Origin of the sequence: Kribbella sp. ALI-6-A (genome assembly GCF_001984195.1) — a bacterium.
GTDB lineage: Bacteria > Actinomycetota > Actinomycetes > Propionibacteriales > Kribbellaceae > Kribbella.
In genome coordinates, this window is record NZ_MTQN01000008.1 from 234,616 (window position 1) to 249,593 (window position 14,978).

Genomic DNA, 14,978 nt, shown 5'->3' on the forward strand with positions numbered 1-14,978 from the left:
GCCAAACAACGGCGTGTCGCGGCGTGTCGCGGCGCGTCGGGTTGGTTGATCAGTGGTGGGCGTCCGCCCCTGTCGATGCGGCAGCATGAGGGCATGGCGATCGAGGGGCCGCAGTTGCCGGTCGGGACTCAGGTGGTGCTGCGGGTCGCGGGGCCGGACGACGCCGGCGGTACGGCGCAGCGTGGCGCGACCGGGCGGATCGGCGGGGTGACGGCCGACGGGCGGTACGAGGTGCGGCTGGTGGATGGCCGGGGGACGGTCGCCCGGCGGGACCAGTTGAGTCTGCGTACGGCGTACCAGGACGATGCGATCGGGCTGGAAGCGCCGGACGGCGATCTGCTCGTGCGGGAACGGACGATCTACGCGGCTGTCGTGGGGTCGCGGGCATTCGGACTCGACACGGACGCGTCGGACACCGACACCCGCGGGGTCTACGTGGCGCCGACCGAGGCGTTCTGGTCGCTGGCCAAGCCGCCGACGCATGTGGACGGTCCGGAGCCGGAGTGGTTCTCCTGGGAGGTCGAGCGGTTCTGCGAACTCGCGCTCAAGGGTAACCCGAATCTGCTCGAGGTCCTGCACTCCCCGCTCGTGGTCACCTGTACGCCGCTTGGCGAGGAGCTGCTCGAACTCCGCACGGCGTTCCTGTCGCAACTCGCGTACCAGACCTACTCGGGGTACGTGCTGAGCCAGTTCAAGAAGCTGGAGGCGGATTTCCGGCGGGACGGTGCGCCGAAGTGGAAGCACGTCATGCACCTGATCCGCCTGTTGCTGTCGGCACGAACCCTGCTGGCTGACGGCCGGCTCGTCGTCGACGTCGGAGCCGATCGCGAGCGGCTGCTGCAGGTCAAGGCCGGTGCGTTGCCCTGGGACGAGGTCGAGCGCTGGCGGCTCGACCTGCACGAGCAACTCGACCGTGCGCTGGCGAAAACCATGCTGCCCGCGACGCCCGATGTCGCTAGGGTCGACACCTGGTTGAGGTCGGTTCGGCGAAGGAGCATCGGTGACGCGTGACATGCGGGAGCTGGACCACGGCGAGCTGCGCGCGATCATCGCCGACCAGCCCTATCCGTTGCTCTTCGCAACGGTCTCCGGCGCGCACCTGTACGGCTTCCCGTCCCGCGACTCCGACGTCGACCTGCGCGGCGTGCACGTCCTGCCGGTCGAGGAGGTCGTCGGTCTGACCACCGGCCCCGACACCCTCGACCGGACCTGGTTCCAGAACGAGGCCGAGGTCGACCTGGTGACTCACGACCTGGCCAAGTTCGTCCGGCTGATGCTGCGCCGCAACGGCTACGTGCTCGAACAGGTGCTGTCCCCGCTCGTCGTGACCAGTACGCCGGAGCACGAGGAACTGGTCGCCCTCGCTCCCGGTTGCCTGACCACTTGGCACGCGCATCACTATCGCGGCTTCGGGAAAACCCAGTGGGACTTCTTCGGCAAGAAGCAGGAGCTGAAGCCGCTGCTCTACACCTTCCGGGTGCTGCTCACCGGAATCCACCTGATGCGGACCGGGGAGGTTCAGGCCGATCTCCGCGAACTGCTCGCGCTGCCCGAAGCGCCGGCGTACCTGCCGGAACTGATGGCGGCGAAGGCCGAGGCGGAACACGGCCCGCTGGTCGGGCCGGACACCGAGCGCCTCGCGAAGGACGTCGCTGCGTTGCAGGATGCTCTCGACCAAGCCGAGGCCGCGAGCAATCTCCCGGACCGCCCGAGCGCGGATGCGGCCATGAACGACCTGCTGGTGCGGGCGCGGCTCAGCCGCTGACGCAACGACCACGAACGCCCGATCAGCGCCCGCTGATCGGGCGTTCGCACGTTGTAGAAGGCCTCGCGCGGCCTTAGTGTACTTACTTAACTTCGTGAAGCATTGACATTCAGTGTGTCAGGGTAAATAGTTCCGTCCTGAAATCAATCAGAAAGCAGAGTGAATCAACAGTGTCCAACATCAAGGTGCTGCAGCTGCGCTCCGCGGGCGTCAGCCTCGTGCTGGACTGCTCAGGTCCGGCCCTTCCGTCCGTTCTGCACTGGGGTGCGGATCTCGGCGAGCTGAGCGAAACCGCGCTGGTTGATCTCAGGCGGGGGGCCGGCGCGGTCCAGTCCGGCAACGGCCTCGACGAGAACCTCCCGGTCGCGATCGTGCCGGAGTACTCCGCGGGCTGGTTCGGCCTGCCGGGCCTCAATGGGCACCGCGACGGCCAGGACTTCTCCGCGTCGTTCCAGCTGCAGAGCGCCGACCAGGACGGCAACACCGTCACCGTCCGCGCCGCCGACCCGGTCGCGCACCTGGAACTCGCGTTGACCATCGAGCTGACCGACTCCGGCCTGGTCAAGGCCAAGGCCGACCTGACCAACGCCGGCGGTACGCCGTACACGGTGGACGGTCTGGTTCTCGCGCTGCCGGTGCCGACCGAGGCGACCGAGCTGCTCGACATGACCGGCCGGCACATCGGTGAGCGGCACCCGCAGCGGCACGCGTTCACGCAGGGCGCGCACATCCGCGACAACCGCCGCGGCCGCACCGGCGCCGACGCGACGCTGCTGCTGATCGCCGGCACCCGCGACTTCGGGTTCCGCGACGGCGAGGTCTGGGCCGTGCACACCGCCTGGAGCGGCAACCACCGTTCGTACGCCGAGCGCGGCATGAGCGGGTACGCCGTGATCGGCGGCGGCGAGCTCCTCCTCCCGGGCGAAGGCCGGCTGGAGCCGCGGGGCAGCTACAGCACCCCTTGGATCTACGGCTCGTACGGCGTGGGCCTGGACCAGCTGTCCAGCCGCTTCCACGACTACCTGCGGGCCCGCCCGACGCACCCGACCAGCGACCGGCCGGTCGTGCTGAACACCTGGGAAGCGGTCTACTTCGACCTCGACCTGGACAAGCTGAAGGCGCTCGCCGACGCGGCCGCCGAGGTCGGTGCCGAGCGGTTCGTGCTCGACGACGGCTGGTTCCGCGGCCGCCGCGACGACCACGCCGGGCTCGGCGACTGGTACGTCGACGAGGGCATCTGGCCGAAGGGCCTGCACCCGCTGGTCGACCACGTCACCGGTCTCGGGCTGCAGTTCGGCCTGTGGGTCGAGCCCGAGATGGTCAACCCGGACTCCGACCTGGCCCGCGAGCACCCCGAGTGGATCCTTGCCACCGGCAACCGGATGCCGCCGACCGCGCGGCACCAGCAGGGGCTCAACCTGGGCATCCCGGCGGCGTACGACTACATCCTCGAGCGGCTGGACTCGCTGCTCAACGAGTACGACATCTCCTACCTCAAGTGGGACCACAACCGCGACTTCGTTGACGGCGGCAACCAGCTGACCGGGACCGCGGGCATTCACCAGCAGACTCTGGCGCTGTACCGGCTCCTGGACGAGCTGAAGCGCCGGCACCCCGGTCTCGAGATCGAGTCCTGCTCGTCCGGCGGCGCGCGGGTCGACCTCGGCGTGCTGGAGCGCACCGACCGGGTCTGGGGCAGCGACAGCAACGACGCGCTGGAGCGGCAGAAGATCCAGCGCTACACCCAGCTGCTGCTCCCGCCGGAGCTGATCGGCTGCCACGTCGGCCCGCCGAAGGCGCACACCACCGGCCGGACCCAGACCCTGGGCTTCCGCGCGGCGACGGCGCTGTTCGGTCACTTCGGGATCGAGTGGGACATCAGCGCGGCGTCCGCCGAGGAGCGGGCCGAGCTGGCAGGCTGGGTCGCCCTGCACAAGGAGCTCCGGCCGTTGCTGCACACCGGCCGGGTGGTCCGGGCCGACCGTGGCTCGGAGGACTTCCTGCTGCACGGCGTCGTCGCGCGGGACGGATCGCGCGCGGTCTACAGCGCCGTCCAGCTGACCCAGTCGATCACCTCCGACGTGGGCCGGGTCCGGCTGCCCGGTCTCGACCCGGCCCGGACGTACCGGGTCAGCAAGACCAAGACCCCTGGTGCGGAGCCGCGGCACGCGGCCGCCTGGTGGGTCGACGGCGGCCAGGTCGAGCTGAACGGCGCCGCCCTCGCCGCTGTCGGAGTGCACATCCCGGCCCAGTGGCCCGAGAACGCGATCCTGCTGGACGTGCAGGCCATCGACTGAGGAGGAGATCGGCTGTGACCGTGACGACGAGCGCGCCACCGAGGCGACGACCACGAAGGTTCGGTGACCTGAAGGTCGCGATGATCTTCCTGGCGCCGGCCACCCTCGGGTTCGTGGTGTTCTACATCTGGCCGACCCTGCGGGGCGCCTACCTGAGCTTCACCGAGTACAGCCTGCTGCAGCCACCGCGGTTCAACGGTCTGCAGAACTACGAGCGGATGGTGCAGGACAGCTTCTTCTGGAACGCTCTCGTCGTCACGGTCGAGTACGTCGTGATCAACATCGGCCTGCAGACCGTGCTGGCGGTGCTGATCGCGATGCTGATGTACCGGCTGACCAAGTCGATCACGGTCCGCGCGGTGATCCTGCTGCCGTACCTGATCGCGAACGTCGTGGTCGCGCTGGTCTGGTACTGGATGCTGGACTTCCAGGTCGGCATCGTGAACCAGGGCCTGGAACTGATCGGGATCGATCCGGTCGCCTTCTTCGGCGACTCGCACTGGGCGATCCCGACCGTGGCGGGCATCAACATCTGGCGGCACATGGGCTACACGGCGCTGCTGGTGTTCGCCGGCCTGCAGATGATCCCGTCGTACGTGTACGAGGCGGCCGAGGTGGACGGCTCGAGCGAGATGCAGACGTTCTGGCGGATCACGCTGCCGCTGCTGCGGCCGGTCCTGGTGATGGTCCTGGTGGTCACCATGATCGGCTCGTTCCAGGTCTTCGACACGATCGCGGTGACCACCCAGGGCGGACCGATCAACGCCACCCGGGTGATCTACTTCTACATCTACGAACGGGCCTTCACCCGGTTCGACTTCGGCTACGCCTCGGCGATGGCGATGGTGCTGTTCGTCATCCTGGCGATCGTCTCGCTGCTGCAGCTGCGGCTGCTCCGCGCCAAGGAGAGTGACCTGGCATGAGGAAGTCGCTCACTCCGGGCCGGGCGGCCGCCTGGGCCCTGCTGATCGTGCTGATGGTGCTCACCCTGTTCCCGTTCTACTGGATGCTGCGCACGGCGTTCTCCGACAACACCCAATTGGCCGGGCATCCCAGCTCGCTGCTGCCGGTGGAGACCACGCTCGGCGCGTTCAAGCGCGTGCTCGGACTGTCCACCGTCGAGGAGGCCCAGGCCCAGGGCGGATCCGGTGCCGCGGTCAACTTCTGGCTGTACCTGCGCAACTCGGTGATCGTGTCCACCGTGACCACGCTCTGCCAGGTCTTCTTCAGCGCGATGGCCGCCTACGCGTTCGCCCGGCTGCGCTGGCCCGGCCGGGACAAGGTGTTCGCGCTGTTCCTGGCCGCGCTGATGGTGCCGCCGATCTTCACCACGCTGCCGAACTTCGTGCTGATCAAGAACCTCGGCCTGCTGAACAGCTTCGCCGGCATCATCCTGCCCGGCGCGCTGATGACGCCGTTCGCGATCTTCTTCCTGCGCCAGTTCTTCCTCGGCATCAGCCGGGAGCTGGAGGAGGCGGCGATGATCGACGGCGCCGGGCACCGCCGGATCTTCTTCGGCATCGTGATCCCGATGAGCGCGGCGCCGATCGCGACACTGGCGATCCTGACCTACATCAACTCCTGGAACGACTACTTCTGGCCGTTGCTGGTCGGGCAGCAGGAGAACGTCCGGGTGCTGACGGTCGCGCTGGGTGTGTTCCGGTCCCAGACGCCGCAGGGCGGACCGGACTGGGCCGGGCTGATGGCGGCGGCGCTGATCGCGGCGCTGCCGATGATCATCCTGTTCCTGGCCTTCGCCAAGCGGATCACCAACTCCATCGGTTTCTCCGGGATCAAGTGAGGGTCGGATGAACATTTCACGACGCACGTTGCTCAAGGGGACGCTGGCCGGACTGGCCGCCTCGGCGGTGGCCGGCTGCAACAACGGGGCCGCCTCGCGCGGCTCCGGCGAGGTCATCTACTGGCTGTGGGACTCCGCCCAGCTGCCGATGTACACCGAGTGCGCGAAGGTGTTCCAGCAGGAGAACCCGCAGTACAGCGTGAAGATCGAGCAGTACGGCTGGAACGACTACTGGAACAAGCTGGTCACCGGCTTCATCTCCGGTACGGCGCCCGACGTGTTCACCTCGCACTCGGCCAAGTACCCGCTGTTCGCCGACAAGGGCCAGGTGCTGGCGCTGGACGAGTTCGTCGAGCGCGACGGGGTCGACCTGTCGATCTACCAGCAGGGCCTGGCCGATCGCTGGATCGGTGCCGACGGCAAGCGGTACGGCCTGCCGAAAGACTTCGACACCGAGGTCTACTTCTACAACAGCGCGCTCACCGAGGCGGCCGGGATCAGCACCGAGCAGCTCAACTCGATGACCTGGAACCCCCGGGACGGCGGCACGTTCGAGCAGATCGTCGCCCGGCTGACCGTCGACGCGAAGGGCCGGCGCGGCGACCAGCCCGGCTTCGACAAGAACAACATCAAGGTCTACGGACTCGGGTACGGCGACGCCGGCGGCGCGGACGGCCAGACCAGCTGGAGCTGGTACGCCGCGTCGAACGGCTGGAAGTACTCCGAGGGCGAGCCGTGGGGGACCAAGTTCTTCTACGACGACCCGAAGTTCACCGAGACGATCGCCTGGTGGCGTGGGCTGATCACCAAGGGGTACATGCCGACGTACGCGCAGGCCAAGTCCGGAGTCGACGTGACCACGTCGTTCGGGGCCGGCAAGTACGCGATCACCCCGAACGGGTCCTGGATGCTCGAGACGTACGCCGGGCTGAAGCAGGTGAAGACCAAGCTGGCCCGCCTTCCGCAGGGGCCGATCGGCAAGCGGGTGTCGATGATGAACGGGCTCGCGGACACGATCTGGGCCGACACCACCCGGCGGGACGCGGCGTGGGCGTGGGTCAAGTTCCTCGGGTCGAAGACCGCGCAGGACATCGTCGCCAAGGCCGGGGTGGTGTTCCCGGCGGTCAGCGCCTCGCTGCCGCTGGCCAAGGCGGCGTTCGAGGCGGACGGATGGGACGTCACGCCGTTCCTGGAGCCGGTGGAGGCCGGCGACGTCTTCGCGTACCCGGCGAACCCGAACGCGGCCGACGTCACCGCGGTGATGGTGCCGGCGATGGACGCGGTGATGTCGTTCGAGAAGGAGCCGTCCTCGCTGGCCGAGGCCAACGAGGACGTGAACCAGATCCTGGCGGCGGCGTCCTGAGAGCCTGCTGAAACGGCGTACCAGTTGCTGGTACGCCGTTTCAGCTGCTCGCGCTGCTGTATCTCCGGCTGGCGAGCTGCCAGTGCAGTCTGGTCAGGAGCATCGCCGCCGCGAGGGCCGGCACGGCGAACAGCAGCGGTGAGGTGGCGCCGGTCAGCGTCTCGACCGGCACCGCTGCCACCAGGCCGGCCGGCGCGAGCGTCATCAGGACGAGCCGGGCCGCGCCGGTGAAGTAGCTGATCGGGTACTTGCCGGCCTCCCGGAGCTGCGACGCGATCTCGTTGATCGGGTCGGCGCTGTCGAACCAGAACGCCGAGTAGGCAAGGTTGGCCCAGAGCAGGCTGAATCCGACGAAGCCGATCGCTGCCCACGCGGCCGCCTGGAGGACCAAGCCCGGACCGGGCCTGACGTCGGCCAAGTGCAGGCCGACGGCGACCATCGCGGCGCCGGACAGAACCCGGCCGAGCTCGGCCGGTTCCATCCAGCGCAGCGTCGCGAACACCTGGGCGTTGACCGGCCGGATCAGGATCAGATCGAGATCGCCCTGGCGGACGTAGCCGTGCATCTTGGCCAGGTTCGGCCGGACGAAGCAGTCCATCAGACCGGTGGAGATGCCGAAGACGCCGACCACGACGACGGCCAGGGGACCGGTCCAGGTGGTGCCGCCGGCGCCGGTCAGGATCAGCACCGGTACGACGCCGAGGACGAGGTCGCCGATCGACGACAACGCGTTGATCGCGGTCTGGCTGCGGAACTGCAGGTCCCGGCGGATCGCCTGCTTGAGGCAGGCCCAGAACAGCCGGGGCGTCATGCTCCGGCTCCTTGGTAGTCGCGCAGGCCGCGTCGCCAGACCAGGACGGCGCCGCCGACCAGGACGACGAACCAACCGGCTTGGTAGGCGTAGTCGATCGCGTGCGTCGTACCGAGCAGCACTTCGAGCGGGAACGACACCAGGAACCGGAACGGCTGGGCGGCGAGGAACGGCTGGAAGACGGCCGGGAAGAGCGCGAGCGGGACGAGCCCTCCGGACAGCAGCCTGGCGAGCAGGTACCGCAGGCGGTCGATCGCGGCGATGTCCTCCATCCAGAAGGCCAGCGAGCCGATCAGGATGTCGAAGGCGAACGTCATCGCGGCGGCGATGATCAGGGCCGGCAGGAAATGGAGCCAACGCTGTGGCTCGCCGGGCAGCCGGAGGTCGTGGCGGAAGACCAGGCCCAGGACGACGACCGGCGGAGCGATCAGGCCCAGTTTGAGCAGCTTCTCGGCGGAGTTGTTGGCCAGGTACGACAGGTGGGTCGAGCAGGGACGGACGAGCCAGGAGTTGAGGCCTCCGAGCCGGATCGAGGCGGCGAGGAAGCCTGACGTCCAGCTCGAGGTGACCATCGCGACGACGCTGACCAGGACCAGGTAGCTCGTGAGGTACGTCGTGGAGACGGGCGGGTCGGCGCCTTGGTCGACGGCGCCGTGCCAGACCAGGAGGGCGATGGCCGGCGGCAGCACGTTCGCGACCTGGAGCAGGAAGAGCCACCCGCGGTGGTTCATCATCATCCGGACCTCTTGGACGGTCAGGATCCGGAGCAGCCGCAACTGCCGGGTCATGAGCGGCCCCGGAACATCGCGGCCAAAACCTGGTCGAGATCCGCGTCGGCGTGCTGGCCGCTGCGCTGCCTCAACTCCTGGAGGTTGCCGTCGAACCCGATCACGCCGTGGTCGATCAGCGCGATCCGCTGGCACAGGGCGGCGACGTCGCTCATGTCGTGACTGGTCAGCACGATCGTGGTCCCGTGGTCCCGGTTCAGCTCGGCCAGGAAGTTGCGCAGGGCAAGCTTCGCGACGACGTCGAGGCCGACCGTCGGCTCGTCGGCGAACAGCAGGTCCGGGCCGTGGAGCAGGGCGAGGACGAGCTCGCAGCGCATCCGCTGGCCGAGCGACAGCTTGCGGACCGGGATGTTGATCAGGTGCGCGACGTCGAGGCGTTCGGTCAGCTCGGCGACACTCGCGTCGAAGACCGGGCGGGGGATCGCGTACATCTCGCGGTGGATCAGCAGCGAGTCGTACGTCGAGACGTCCCACCACAGCATCGACTTCTGGCCGAACACGACCGAGATCCGGCTGAGGAAGTCGAACGACCTCTTGTGCGGCTGGTGGCCGAGCACCTCCAGTTCGCCCCCGGTCGGGCGGAGCAGGCCGCAGAGCATCTTGATCGTGGTGGTCTTGCCCGCGCCGTTCGGGCCGAGCAGGCCGATCACCTGGCCCTTCGGCAACGTCAGGGTGACGGCGTCGACCGCCGTGCGCTCACGGCGTACGGGCTTGAACAGGCCCTTGACGGCGCCTTTGAGGCCGGGCGCCTGCTCGGAGTACTTGTAGACCTTGGTGAGTTGCGTCGCGCGGATCGCGTCGTCGCTGCGCATGCTGCGCCTCCAGGGGCCGGCCCACGCAGACTGGGGAGCCGGGGTCGATGGAGCGAGCCGGAGTCTGCCGGCAGCCGGACCCACATGACGGCGGGCGACCGCGGACGAGTTTAGCCGGGCTGTTCCGGAGGCGCTCGGGGTTTTCGTGTCGGGTGAGGGAACGACCCTGAGTGGGGCCCTGAGTCGGCGTACGCCGTGGGGAGTACGCCGGACTACCTCGGGCGGCGCAGGCTGCTCCTCCCGAGGTAGCGCAGGTGTCGCCGCCGAGCCGACGCGGTGCGGGGGTGTTCGGCGACACGATCGGTGACGTCAGGAAACGGCGAACCGAGGAGTGTCATGAACGAGCAGAGACCGGGCGACAACGTCCGGATCGGGGACCGGGAGCGCGAGGACGCGGTCAAGCGTCTGGGCGAGCACTACGAGGCGGGGCGGCTGAGCTCGGAGGAGCACGCCGAGCGGATCGACGCGGTGCTGCAGGCGAAGACCGCTGGTCAGTTGGCGGCGTTGTTCGCGGATCTTCCGGGCGGTGAGCGGGTCGCGGATGGGCCGGGCGAGGCGTGGGCCGGGCCGTTCGGGTGGACGCGGCCGCCGTGGACGTCCGCCGAGGCGGAGTCGGATCGACCGGGAGCGCGGGGCGGTGAGCGGCCGGGTTGGGCGGCCCGTGGTCCGTTCGCGCGGGTGCCGTTGCCCTTGCTGATCGCCCTGGCGGGCCTCGTGGTGATCGCGTCGATCGGTTGTGTGGCGGGTGGCGGGCATCCGCCGGTGCTGCCGCTGCTGCTGATCGTCGCCGGAGTGGTGCTGTGGAAGAAGCGTCACCAGGAGCGTCGGGCATGAGGACGGCGTACCGGGCGCTCGCGTCGGCGATCGCGATCGCGGTGGTGCTCCAGGTCGCGGCGATCGCGCTGGCCGGGTTCACCACCGCGGCCGACGCCGAGGACGGCGTCACGATCGGTGCCGACTACACGAACTTCGGCCAGAGCTACCACAGCATCGCCGGTACGGCGATCGGGCTGGTCGCGCTGATCTTCCTGATCGTGTCGTTCCTGACCGACGTACCGCGGGGGCGGATGCTGGCAGGGATCGTGGTCGGGCTGGTGGTCCTGCAGTTCCTGCTGGCGGTGGTGTCGTTCGGGATCCCGGCGCTGGGCCTCCTGCACGGGATCAACGGGCTCGCGATCGCGGGCGTCGCCGGTGCGGCGTCCCGGCGGGCGTCGATTCCACAGGTGGCAACCAGTGGCTGAGGGCAACAGACCTCCGGTGCGCAACAGGTTGATCGCCCTCGGGGTCGCGCTGGCGGTGCTCGCGCCGCTGGCCTACCTGTGGGCGACCAGCCTCGTGCCGTCGACGTACTCGGCGACGGACATGGGGTTCGCGGATTACGGCGGTGGGCCCGCTTCGTCGGGCGAGCATCATCACCACGGCGGCTCCAGTGTCGCGGATCTCATCGGTCCACGCACGGGCGCGGCGGACGTCGTACTGACGCTGAGCGCGCGGAAGCAGAAGTTCACGCTGGCGAGTGGGGAATCGGTCGACGGCTTCACGCTCAACGGGTCGTCGCCGGGGCCGCTGATCCGCGCCACCGTTGGTGATCTGGTCGAGGTCACGCTGGTGAACGAGTCGGTGCCCGGCGGCGCGACGCTGCACTGGCACGGGATCGACGTACCGAACGCGGAGGACGGCGTCGCCGGCGTCACGCAGGACGCCGTACCGGTAGGTGGCAAGCACGTCTACCGCTTCCGCGCGGACCAGGCGGGGAGCTACTGGTATCACTCCCATCAGGTGTCCAGCGAGCAGGTCCGCGACGGTCTCTTCGGGACGATCGTGATTGCGGATCGGGTGCCGGTGCGTGATTTGGTCGCCGCGATCCACACCTACGACGACCGCCGTACGATCAACGGGCGCACCGGCTCGTCGCGTGTCGACGTCGCGGCTGGTACGAGGTTGCGCGTACGGGTGGTCAACACCGACAACGCTTTGGTCCGCACCGGTCTGGTCGGTGCGCCGTTCAGGGTTGTCGCGGTCGACGGTCGGGAGTTGCGCGGGCCTACGCCCACGACGGACGCCTTTCCGCTGGCCGCGGGCGCGCGGGTGGATTTCGACGTCACCATCCCGGCGAACGGCGTACGGCTCGATGCCGGCGGCACCTCCCTGGCGCTTGCTCCTCCTGACATCACCCCGCCTGGCGATCCGTTGCCTACAGCAACCGTTGACCTCCTCACCTACGGCACCTCCGCCGCTCTCGGCCTCGACGTGGCGAATCCCGACCGCACCTTCGAGTACCGCATCGGCCGCCGCCCTGGCTTTTTGGACGGAGTTCCCGGCCTGTGGTGGACGATCAACGGCCACAAGTTCCCCGACGTCCCGATGTTCATGGTGGCGAAGGGCGACGTGGTGAAGATGACCATCTCCAACACCAGCGGCCAGTCCCACCCCATGCACCTGCACGGCCACCACGCCGTGGTCCTGTCCCGCAACGGCGTGAAGTCGACCGGCACCCCGTGGTGGGTCGACACCCTCGAGGTCGGCGACAAGGAAACCTACGAAATCGCGTTCCTGGCCGACAACCCCGGCGTGTGGATGGACCACTGCCACAATCTCCCGCACGCTTCGCAGGGTTTGATGACCCATTTGATGTACGAGGGGGTCAGTACGCCGTACGAGATCGGCGGCGACGCAGCCAACGAGCCGGAGTAACCCGCATCAATCGCATATCGACCCCACGGGCCGACCTGCGCACCCGCCTCGGGTGCGGTATCCCTGAAAGATGACCTGGCCGACCACCCTCCGCACCACCGCAGCCACCGCTGCCCTCCTGGCCGGCCTGGTCATCACCCCCATCGCCCTCTCCCGCCTGGACGACAACCAGCGCTTGGTCGAGACCCAACCCATCCGCGAGGTCGAGGTCGTCGCCGTCTACAGCCCCCGAACCATCTACGCCACGATGCCCACGGTGATGGTCCGCCACCCCGACACTTCCGTCCCGACCGCCGTCCAAGGCGCCGAGAAGCTCGTCACTCTCCCTGCCTCCGGCGCCTACGTCCCCGTAGTTGTCGACCCTGACGACCGCACCAACCTCTTCCTCACCACAGTCGACTGGTCACCCACGTGGTTCGACTACACGGCCACAACCGCCGCCACCGCGCTCCCGGCGTTGACCCTCGCCGCGCTGGTCTCGGGCATTTTCACCCAGCGCCGCAAGCCGGTCGAGTAGACCAGCACCATGACCTGGCGGCTCGACTGGCTGATCTGTCAGCGATCGGCGTCAGGTCCACCGCTGGCGACGGCGCCAGGTACTAGGCTGACATGGGCCAGTCCGAGGACCGGAGGAACGGGTGAACCACACGCAGTACCCGCAGTACCGGAGCAGGCTCATCGAACTCCTGAACGACTCGCCGATCACCCGGGCGAAGGTGATTCAGGACGTCCGTGAATTGATCGTCGTCGGTGAATACGACCTGGCCTTCGACACGCTGTGCGAGTGGATCTACGAGGACGACCTGCCGATCTCGACCGCCTATCACGCGAGACTGCAGGAGTTGGCCGACGAGATGAACGCGGTCGAACTGGTGCAGGCCCTGCTTGAGCAGGTCAAAGATCCGAAATGACGGATGGTGGGCACGCGGATGCAGCTCCGGACGTCTTCGTTCGAAGCACGGGAGGCTGGCGACGATGACGTGGACAGTCGAGGGGTACGTCGGCCTGGGGCCGATCAAGCTTGGTGCGGACCGTACTGAAGTTCGAGCGGTATTGGGTGACGCGCGAGATGCGGTGCGGATTCTCGAGCGCCAGCTCGAGGACCGATCGCTTGTTCACAGCCATCGAGCCGCTGGTCCGGGACGGGGTACTGCGTCCGGCGTACGCCGTCCTCCGTTACGGCGACGCGAGCCCAGGCCCGAAGCTACGCGGACCCGACCATCGATTCGTGACTGATGCGGCTGCACTGGGCGAGCCGGAGGGCCGCGATGCGGGCGCAGGCGGCGTCGATGGCGGCTCGTTGGGATTCGTACTGGCCGTACCAGAAGGGGTCTTCCGGCTGGGGGTCTTCCGGGTCGTCGATGTCGGCGTACCACGTGGTGCCCGTACGGAAGATCCTGGCGTGGAGGTGCAGGTCTGTCCCGTTCATCGCGCTTGTCTCCTGGAGTGAGAGTCGTGCGTTGCCCACTTCCGATGATGTGACGGGAAGTGGGCGACGCCAGGAGCGACACGCGGGTTTTACTGGACCAGGACAGTGAGGCGCTGGGCGGTGTTGTTGGCGAAGCCGCCTCGGTTCCACGCTGCCTCGACCGGTTGGGAGCGGCCGGACTTGTCGTGGGCTCGCACGGTGAGGACGTGTTCGCCGGGGGTGGCCTTCCAGGCGTAGGAGAAGGAGCGCCAGGAGAGGTCTTCGTTGTCGGGGGCATCTAACGTGGCGTCTTGCCAGGTGGCGCCGGCGTTGGTGCTGATTTCTACGCGGTCGATCGGAGCCCAGCCGGACCAGGCCCGGCCTTGGAGGGTGACCTCGCCGGCCTGGACGAAGCGGTGGCGGGACATGAAGTCGGGGTGGCCAGGTGGGATCAGCAGGGCTCGGGGCTCGATGCGGGTGACGGCGGTGCCGGGCTCGTCGGGTTCGGTGCGGATGCGGTACGCGACGGCGTTCTGGTAGCCGGTGAACTCGTGGTCGATGAGGTCGATCGAGCGGAGCCACTTGACGCTGGCCATGCCGTACCAGCCGGGGACGATCAGGCGGAGGGGGTAGCCGTGCTGGGGTGGGAGGGGGAGGCCGTTCATCTCCCAGGCGACGAGGGCGTCGGACTCCAGAGCTTCGGCGAGCGACAGGCCGCGTTGGTAGTCCTGTTCGATGCCGCGTTCGACGCCGTGGTCGGCGCCGGTGAAGACGACGTCGACGGCGTCCTCGCGGACACCGGCCGCGGCGAGCAGCGCCGCCAGCGGTACGCCGGTCCACTCGGCGGTGCCGACGGCTTCCATCAGCCAGGGCTGGCTGATCGGGCGCGGCTGCAGGTTCGCGCGGCCGTTGCCGGCGCACTCCAGTGTGACGCGCACGGTCTGGCGGCCCATCGCGCGCAGTTCGGTCAGGCCGAAGTCGATCGGTTGCTCGACGCAACCGCCGACGGTGAGGCGCCAGTCGAAGGCGTTGGTCAGCGGGATGTCGTAGTGGACCAGCACGTAGTGCAGCCCGGGTGGCGTCAGGTCGTAGCGCAGCGCCTCCAGCGGGATGCCGTGGTTGCGGGCGGCGAGCTGGAGCTCGTCGGTGGTGATGCCTTCGCCGGTGTCAGCCAGGCGGGCCTTGGTGCTGAACTGTTCGACCGTCATCGCGGATTCCTCTCCCCTGGGGGCCAGCCTA

The 14,978-nt window shown here is 68.5% G+C and carries 16 protein-coding genes; 11 read left to right on the top strand and 5 right to left on the bottom strand.

The features are described 5' to 3' along the window. Positions 1 to 93: 93 nt before the first annotated feature. The 6 genes from BWI15_RS07055 to BWI15_RS07080 all read left to right on the top strand — a co-directional run bounded on the left by BWI15_RS07055 (position 94) and on the right by BWI15_RS07080 (position 7,226). On the top strand, positions 94 to 1,011 hold the full coding sequence (locus BWI15_RS07055) for a nucleotidyltransferase domain-containing protein (RefSeq protein WP_083750601.1): 918 nt from the start codon (positions 94 to 96) through the stop codon (positions 1,009 to 1,011). Then, entirely contained in the window at positions 1,001 to 1,765 is a 765-nt protein-coding gene (locus BWI15_RS07060; protein WP_237771175.1) for a nucleotidyltransferase domain-containing protein, read from the top strand. Before BWI15_RS07055 ends, BWI15_RS07060 begins: the two co-directional genes overlap by 11 nt. A gap of 170 nt (positions 1,766 to 1,935) precedes the next feature. Next, positions 1,936 to 4,062 carry an alpha-galactosidase gene (locus tag BWI15_RS07065; protein WP_077013494.1) on the top strand — a complete coding sequence of 709 codons (2,127 nt, stop codon included), beginning with the start codon at positions 1,936 to 1,938 and terminating at the stop codon, positions 4,060 to 4,062. 14 nt (positions 4,063 to 4,076) lie between these two features. After that, positions 4,077 to 4,985, top strand: coding sequence for a carbohydrate ABC transporter permease (locus BWI15_RS07070; RefSeq protein ID WP_237771176.1), 909 nt, complete (start codon positions 4,077 to 4,079; stop codon positions 4,983 to 4,985). After that, complete coding sequence (locus BWI15_RS07075) at positions 4,982 to 5,863, top strand: carbohydrate ABC transporter permease (protein WP_077013495.1); 882 nt, start codon at positions 4,982 to 4,984, stop codon at positions 5,861 to 5,863. The genes BWI15_RS07070 and BWI15_RS07075 overlap by 4 nt, the downstream gene beginning before the upstream one ends. A gap of 7 nt (positions 5,864 to 5,870) precedes the next feature. Further along, entirely contained in the window at positions 5,871 to 7,226 is a 1,356-nt protein-coding gene (locus BWI15_RS07080) for an ABC transporter substrate-binding protein (protein ID WP_077013496.1), read from the top strand. A gap of 40 nt (positions 7,227 to 7,266) precedes the next feature. On the opposite strand, the gene BWI15_RS07085 is transcribed toward BWI15_RS07080, so the two are convergent. Genes BWI15_RS07085 through BWI15_RS07095 form a run of 3 tightly spaced genes read right to left on the bottom strand, consistent with a single transcriptional unit; the run spans position 7,267 to position 9,637 of the window. Continuing rightward, entirely contained in the window at positions 7,267 to 8,037 is a 771-nt protein-coding gene (locus BWI15_RS07085; protein WP_077013497.1) for an ABC transporter permease, read from the bottom strand. Further along, positions 8,034 to 8,825, bottom strand: coding sequence for an ABC transporter permease (locus BWI15_RS07090; protein WP_083750602.1), 792 nt, complete (start codon positions 8,823 to 8,825; stop codon positions 8,034 to 8,036). The genes BWI15_RS07085 and BWI15_RS07090 overlap by 4 nt, the downstream gene beginning before the upstream one ends. Beyond that, positions 8,822 to 9,637, bottom strand: coding sequence for an ABC transporter ATP-binding protein (locus BWI15_RS07095; protein ID WP_077013498.1), 816 nt, complete (start codon positions 9,635 to 9,637; stop codon positions 8,822 to 8,824). Before BWI15_RS07095 ends, BWI15_RS07090 begins: the two co-directional genes overlap by 4 nt. Before the next feature lie 336 nt (positions 9,638 to 9,973). Between BWI15_RS07095 and BWI15_RS07100 the strand changes: the two genes are divergently transcribed. From BWI15_RS07100 to BWI15_RS07120, 5 genes are all read left to right on the top strand, one after another. Further along, positions 9,974 to 10,471 carry a DUF1707 SHOCT-like domain-containing protein gene (locus BWI15_RS07100; RefSeq protein ID WP_077013499.1) on the top strand — a complete coding sequence of 166 codons (498 nt, stop codon included), beginning with the start codon at positions 9,974 to 9,976 and terminating at the stop codon, positions 10,469 to 10,471. Further along, entirely contained in the window at positions 10,468 to 10,878 is a 411-nt protein-coding gene (locus BWI15_RS07105) for a hypothetical protein (protein ID WP_077013500.1), read from the top strand. Before BWI15_RS07100 ends, BWI15_RS07105 begins: the two co-directional genes overlap by 4 nt. A gap of 16 nt (positions 10,879 to 10,894) precedes the next feature. Further along, on the top strand, positions 10,895 to 12,331 hold the full coding sequence (locus BWI15_RS07110) for a multicopper oxidase family protein (protein WP_237771177.1): 1,437 nt from the start codon (positions 10,895 to 10,897) through the stop codon (positions 12,329 to 12,331). A 70-nt stretch (positions 12,332 to 12,401) separates the two neighbouring features. After that, positions 12,402 to 12,848, top strand: coding sequence for a hypothetical protein (locus BWI15_RS07115; protein WP_077013502.1), 447 nt, complete (start codon positions 12,402 to 12,404; stop codon positions 12,846 to 12,848). A 121-nt stretch (positions 12,849 to 12,969) separates the two neighbouring features. Next, a complete protein-coding gene (locus tag BWI15_RS07120) occupies positions 12,970 to 13,242 on the top strand; it encodes a MafI family immunity protein (protein WP_077013503.1) in 273 nt (90 codons plus the stop codon). Positions 13,243 to 13,535: 293 nt separating this feature from the next. On the opposite strand, the gene BWI15_RS07125 is transcribed toward BWI15_RS07120, so the two are convergent. Both BWI15_RS07125 and BWI15_RS07130 read right to left on the bottom strand, forming a co-directional pair. Next, the gene (locus BWI15_RS07125) at positions 13,536 to 13,760 is read right to left on the bottom strand and encodes a hypothetical protein (RefSeq protein ID WP_077013504.1); all 225 of its coding nucleotides are present in this window, start codon (positions 13,758 to 13,760) and stop codon (positions 13,536 to 13,538) included. 89 nt (positions 13,761 to 13,849) lie between these two features. Then, entirely contained in the window at positions 13,850 to 14,947 is a 1,098-nt protein-coding gene (locus tag BWI15_RS07130) for a sulfite oxidase (protein WP_077013505.1), read from the bottom strand. Between the last annotated feature and the right edge of the window lie 31 nt (positions 14,948 to 14,978).

Excerpts from the sequence above, each read along its gene's own strand:
- BWI15_RS07055 (WP_083750601.1), top strand. The coding sequence starts at position 94 with ATGGCGATCGAGGGGCCGCAGTTGCCGGTCGGGACTCAGGTGGTGCTG.
- BWI15_RS07075 (WP_077013495.1), top strand. The coding sequence starts at position 4,982 with ATGAGGAAGTCGCTCACTCCGGGCCGGGCGGCCGCCTGGGCCCTGCTG.
- BWI15_RS07080 (WP_077013496.1), top strand. The coding sequence starts at position 5,871 with ATGAACATTTCACGACGCACGTTGCTCAAGGGGACGCTGGCCGGACTG.
- BWI15_RS07085 (WP_077013497.1), bottom strand. The coding sequence starts at position 8,037 with ATGACGCCCCGGCTGTTCTGGGCCTGCCTCAAGCAGGCGATCCGCCGG.
- BWI15_RS07090 (WP_083750602.1), bottom strand. The coding sequence starts at position 8,825 with ATGACCCGGCAGTTGCGGCTGCTCCGGATCCTGACCGTCCAAGAGGTC.
- BWI15_RS07095 (WP_077013498.1), bottom strand. The coding sequence starts at position 9,637 with ATGCGCAGCGACGACGCGATCCGCGCGACGCAACTCACCAAGGTCTAC.
- BWI15_RS07100 (WP_077013499.1), top strand. The coding sequence starts at position 9,974 with ATGAACGAGCAGAGACCGGGCGACAACGTCCGGATCGGGGACCGGGAG.
- BWI15_RS07105 (WP_077013500.1), top strand. The coding sequence starts at position 10,468 with ATGAGGACGGCGTACCGGGCGCTCGCGTCGGCGATCGCGATCGCGGTG.
- BWI15_RS07115 (WP_077013502.1), top strand. The coding sequence starts at position 12,402 with ATGACCTGGCCGACCACCCTCCGCACCACCGCAGCCACCGCTGCCCTC.
- BWI15_RS07125 (WP_077013504.1), bottom strand. The coding sequence starts at position 13,760 with ATGAACGGGACAGACCTGCACCTCCACGCCAGGATCTTCCGTACGGGC.
- BWI15_RS07130 (WP_077013505.1), bottom strand. The coding sequence starts at position 14,947 with ATGACGGTCGAACAGTTCAGCACCAAGGCCCGCCTGGCTGACACCGGC.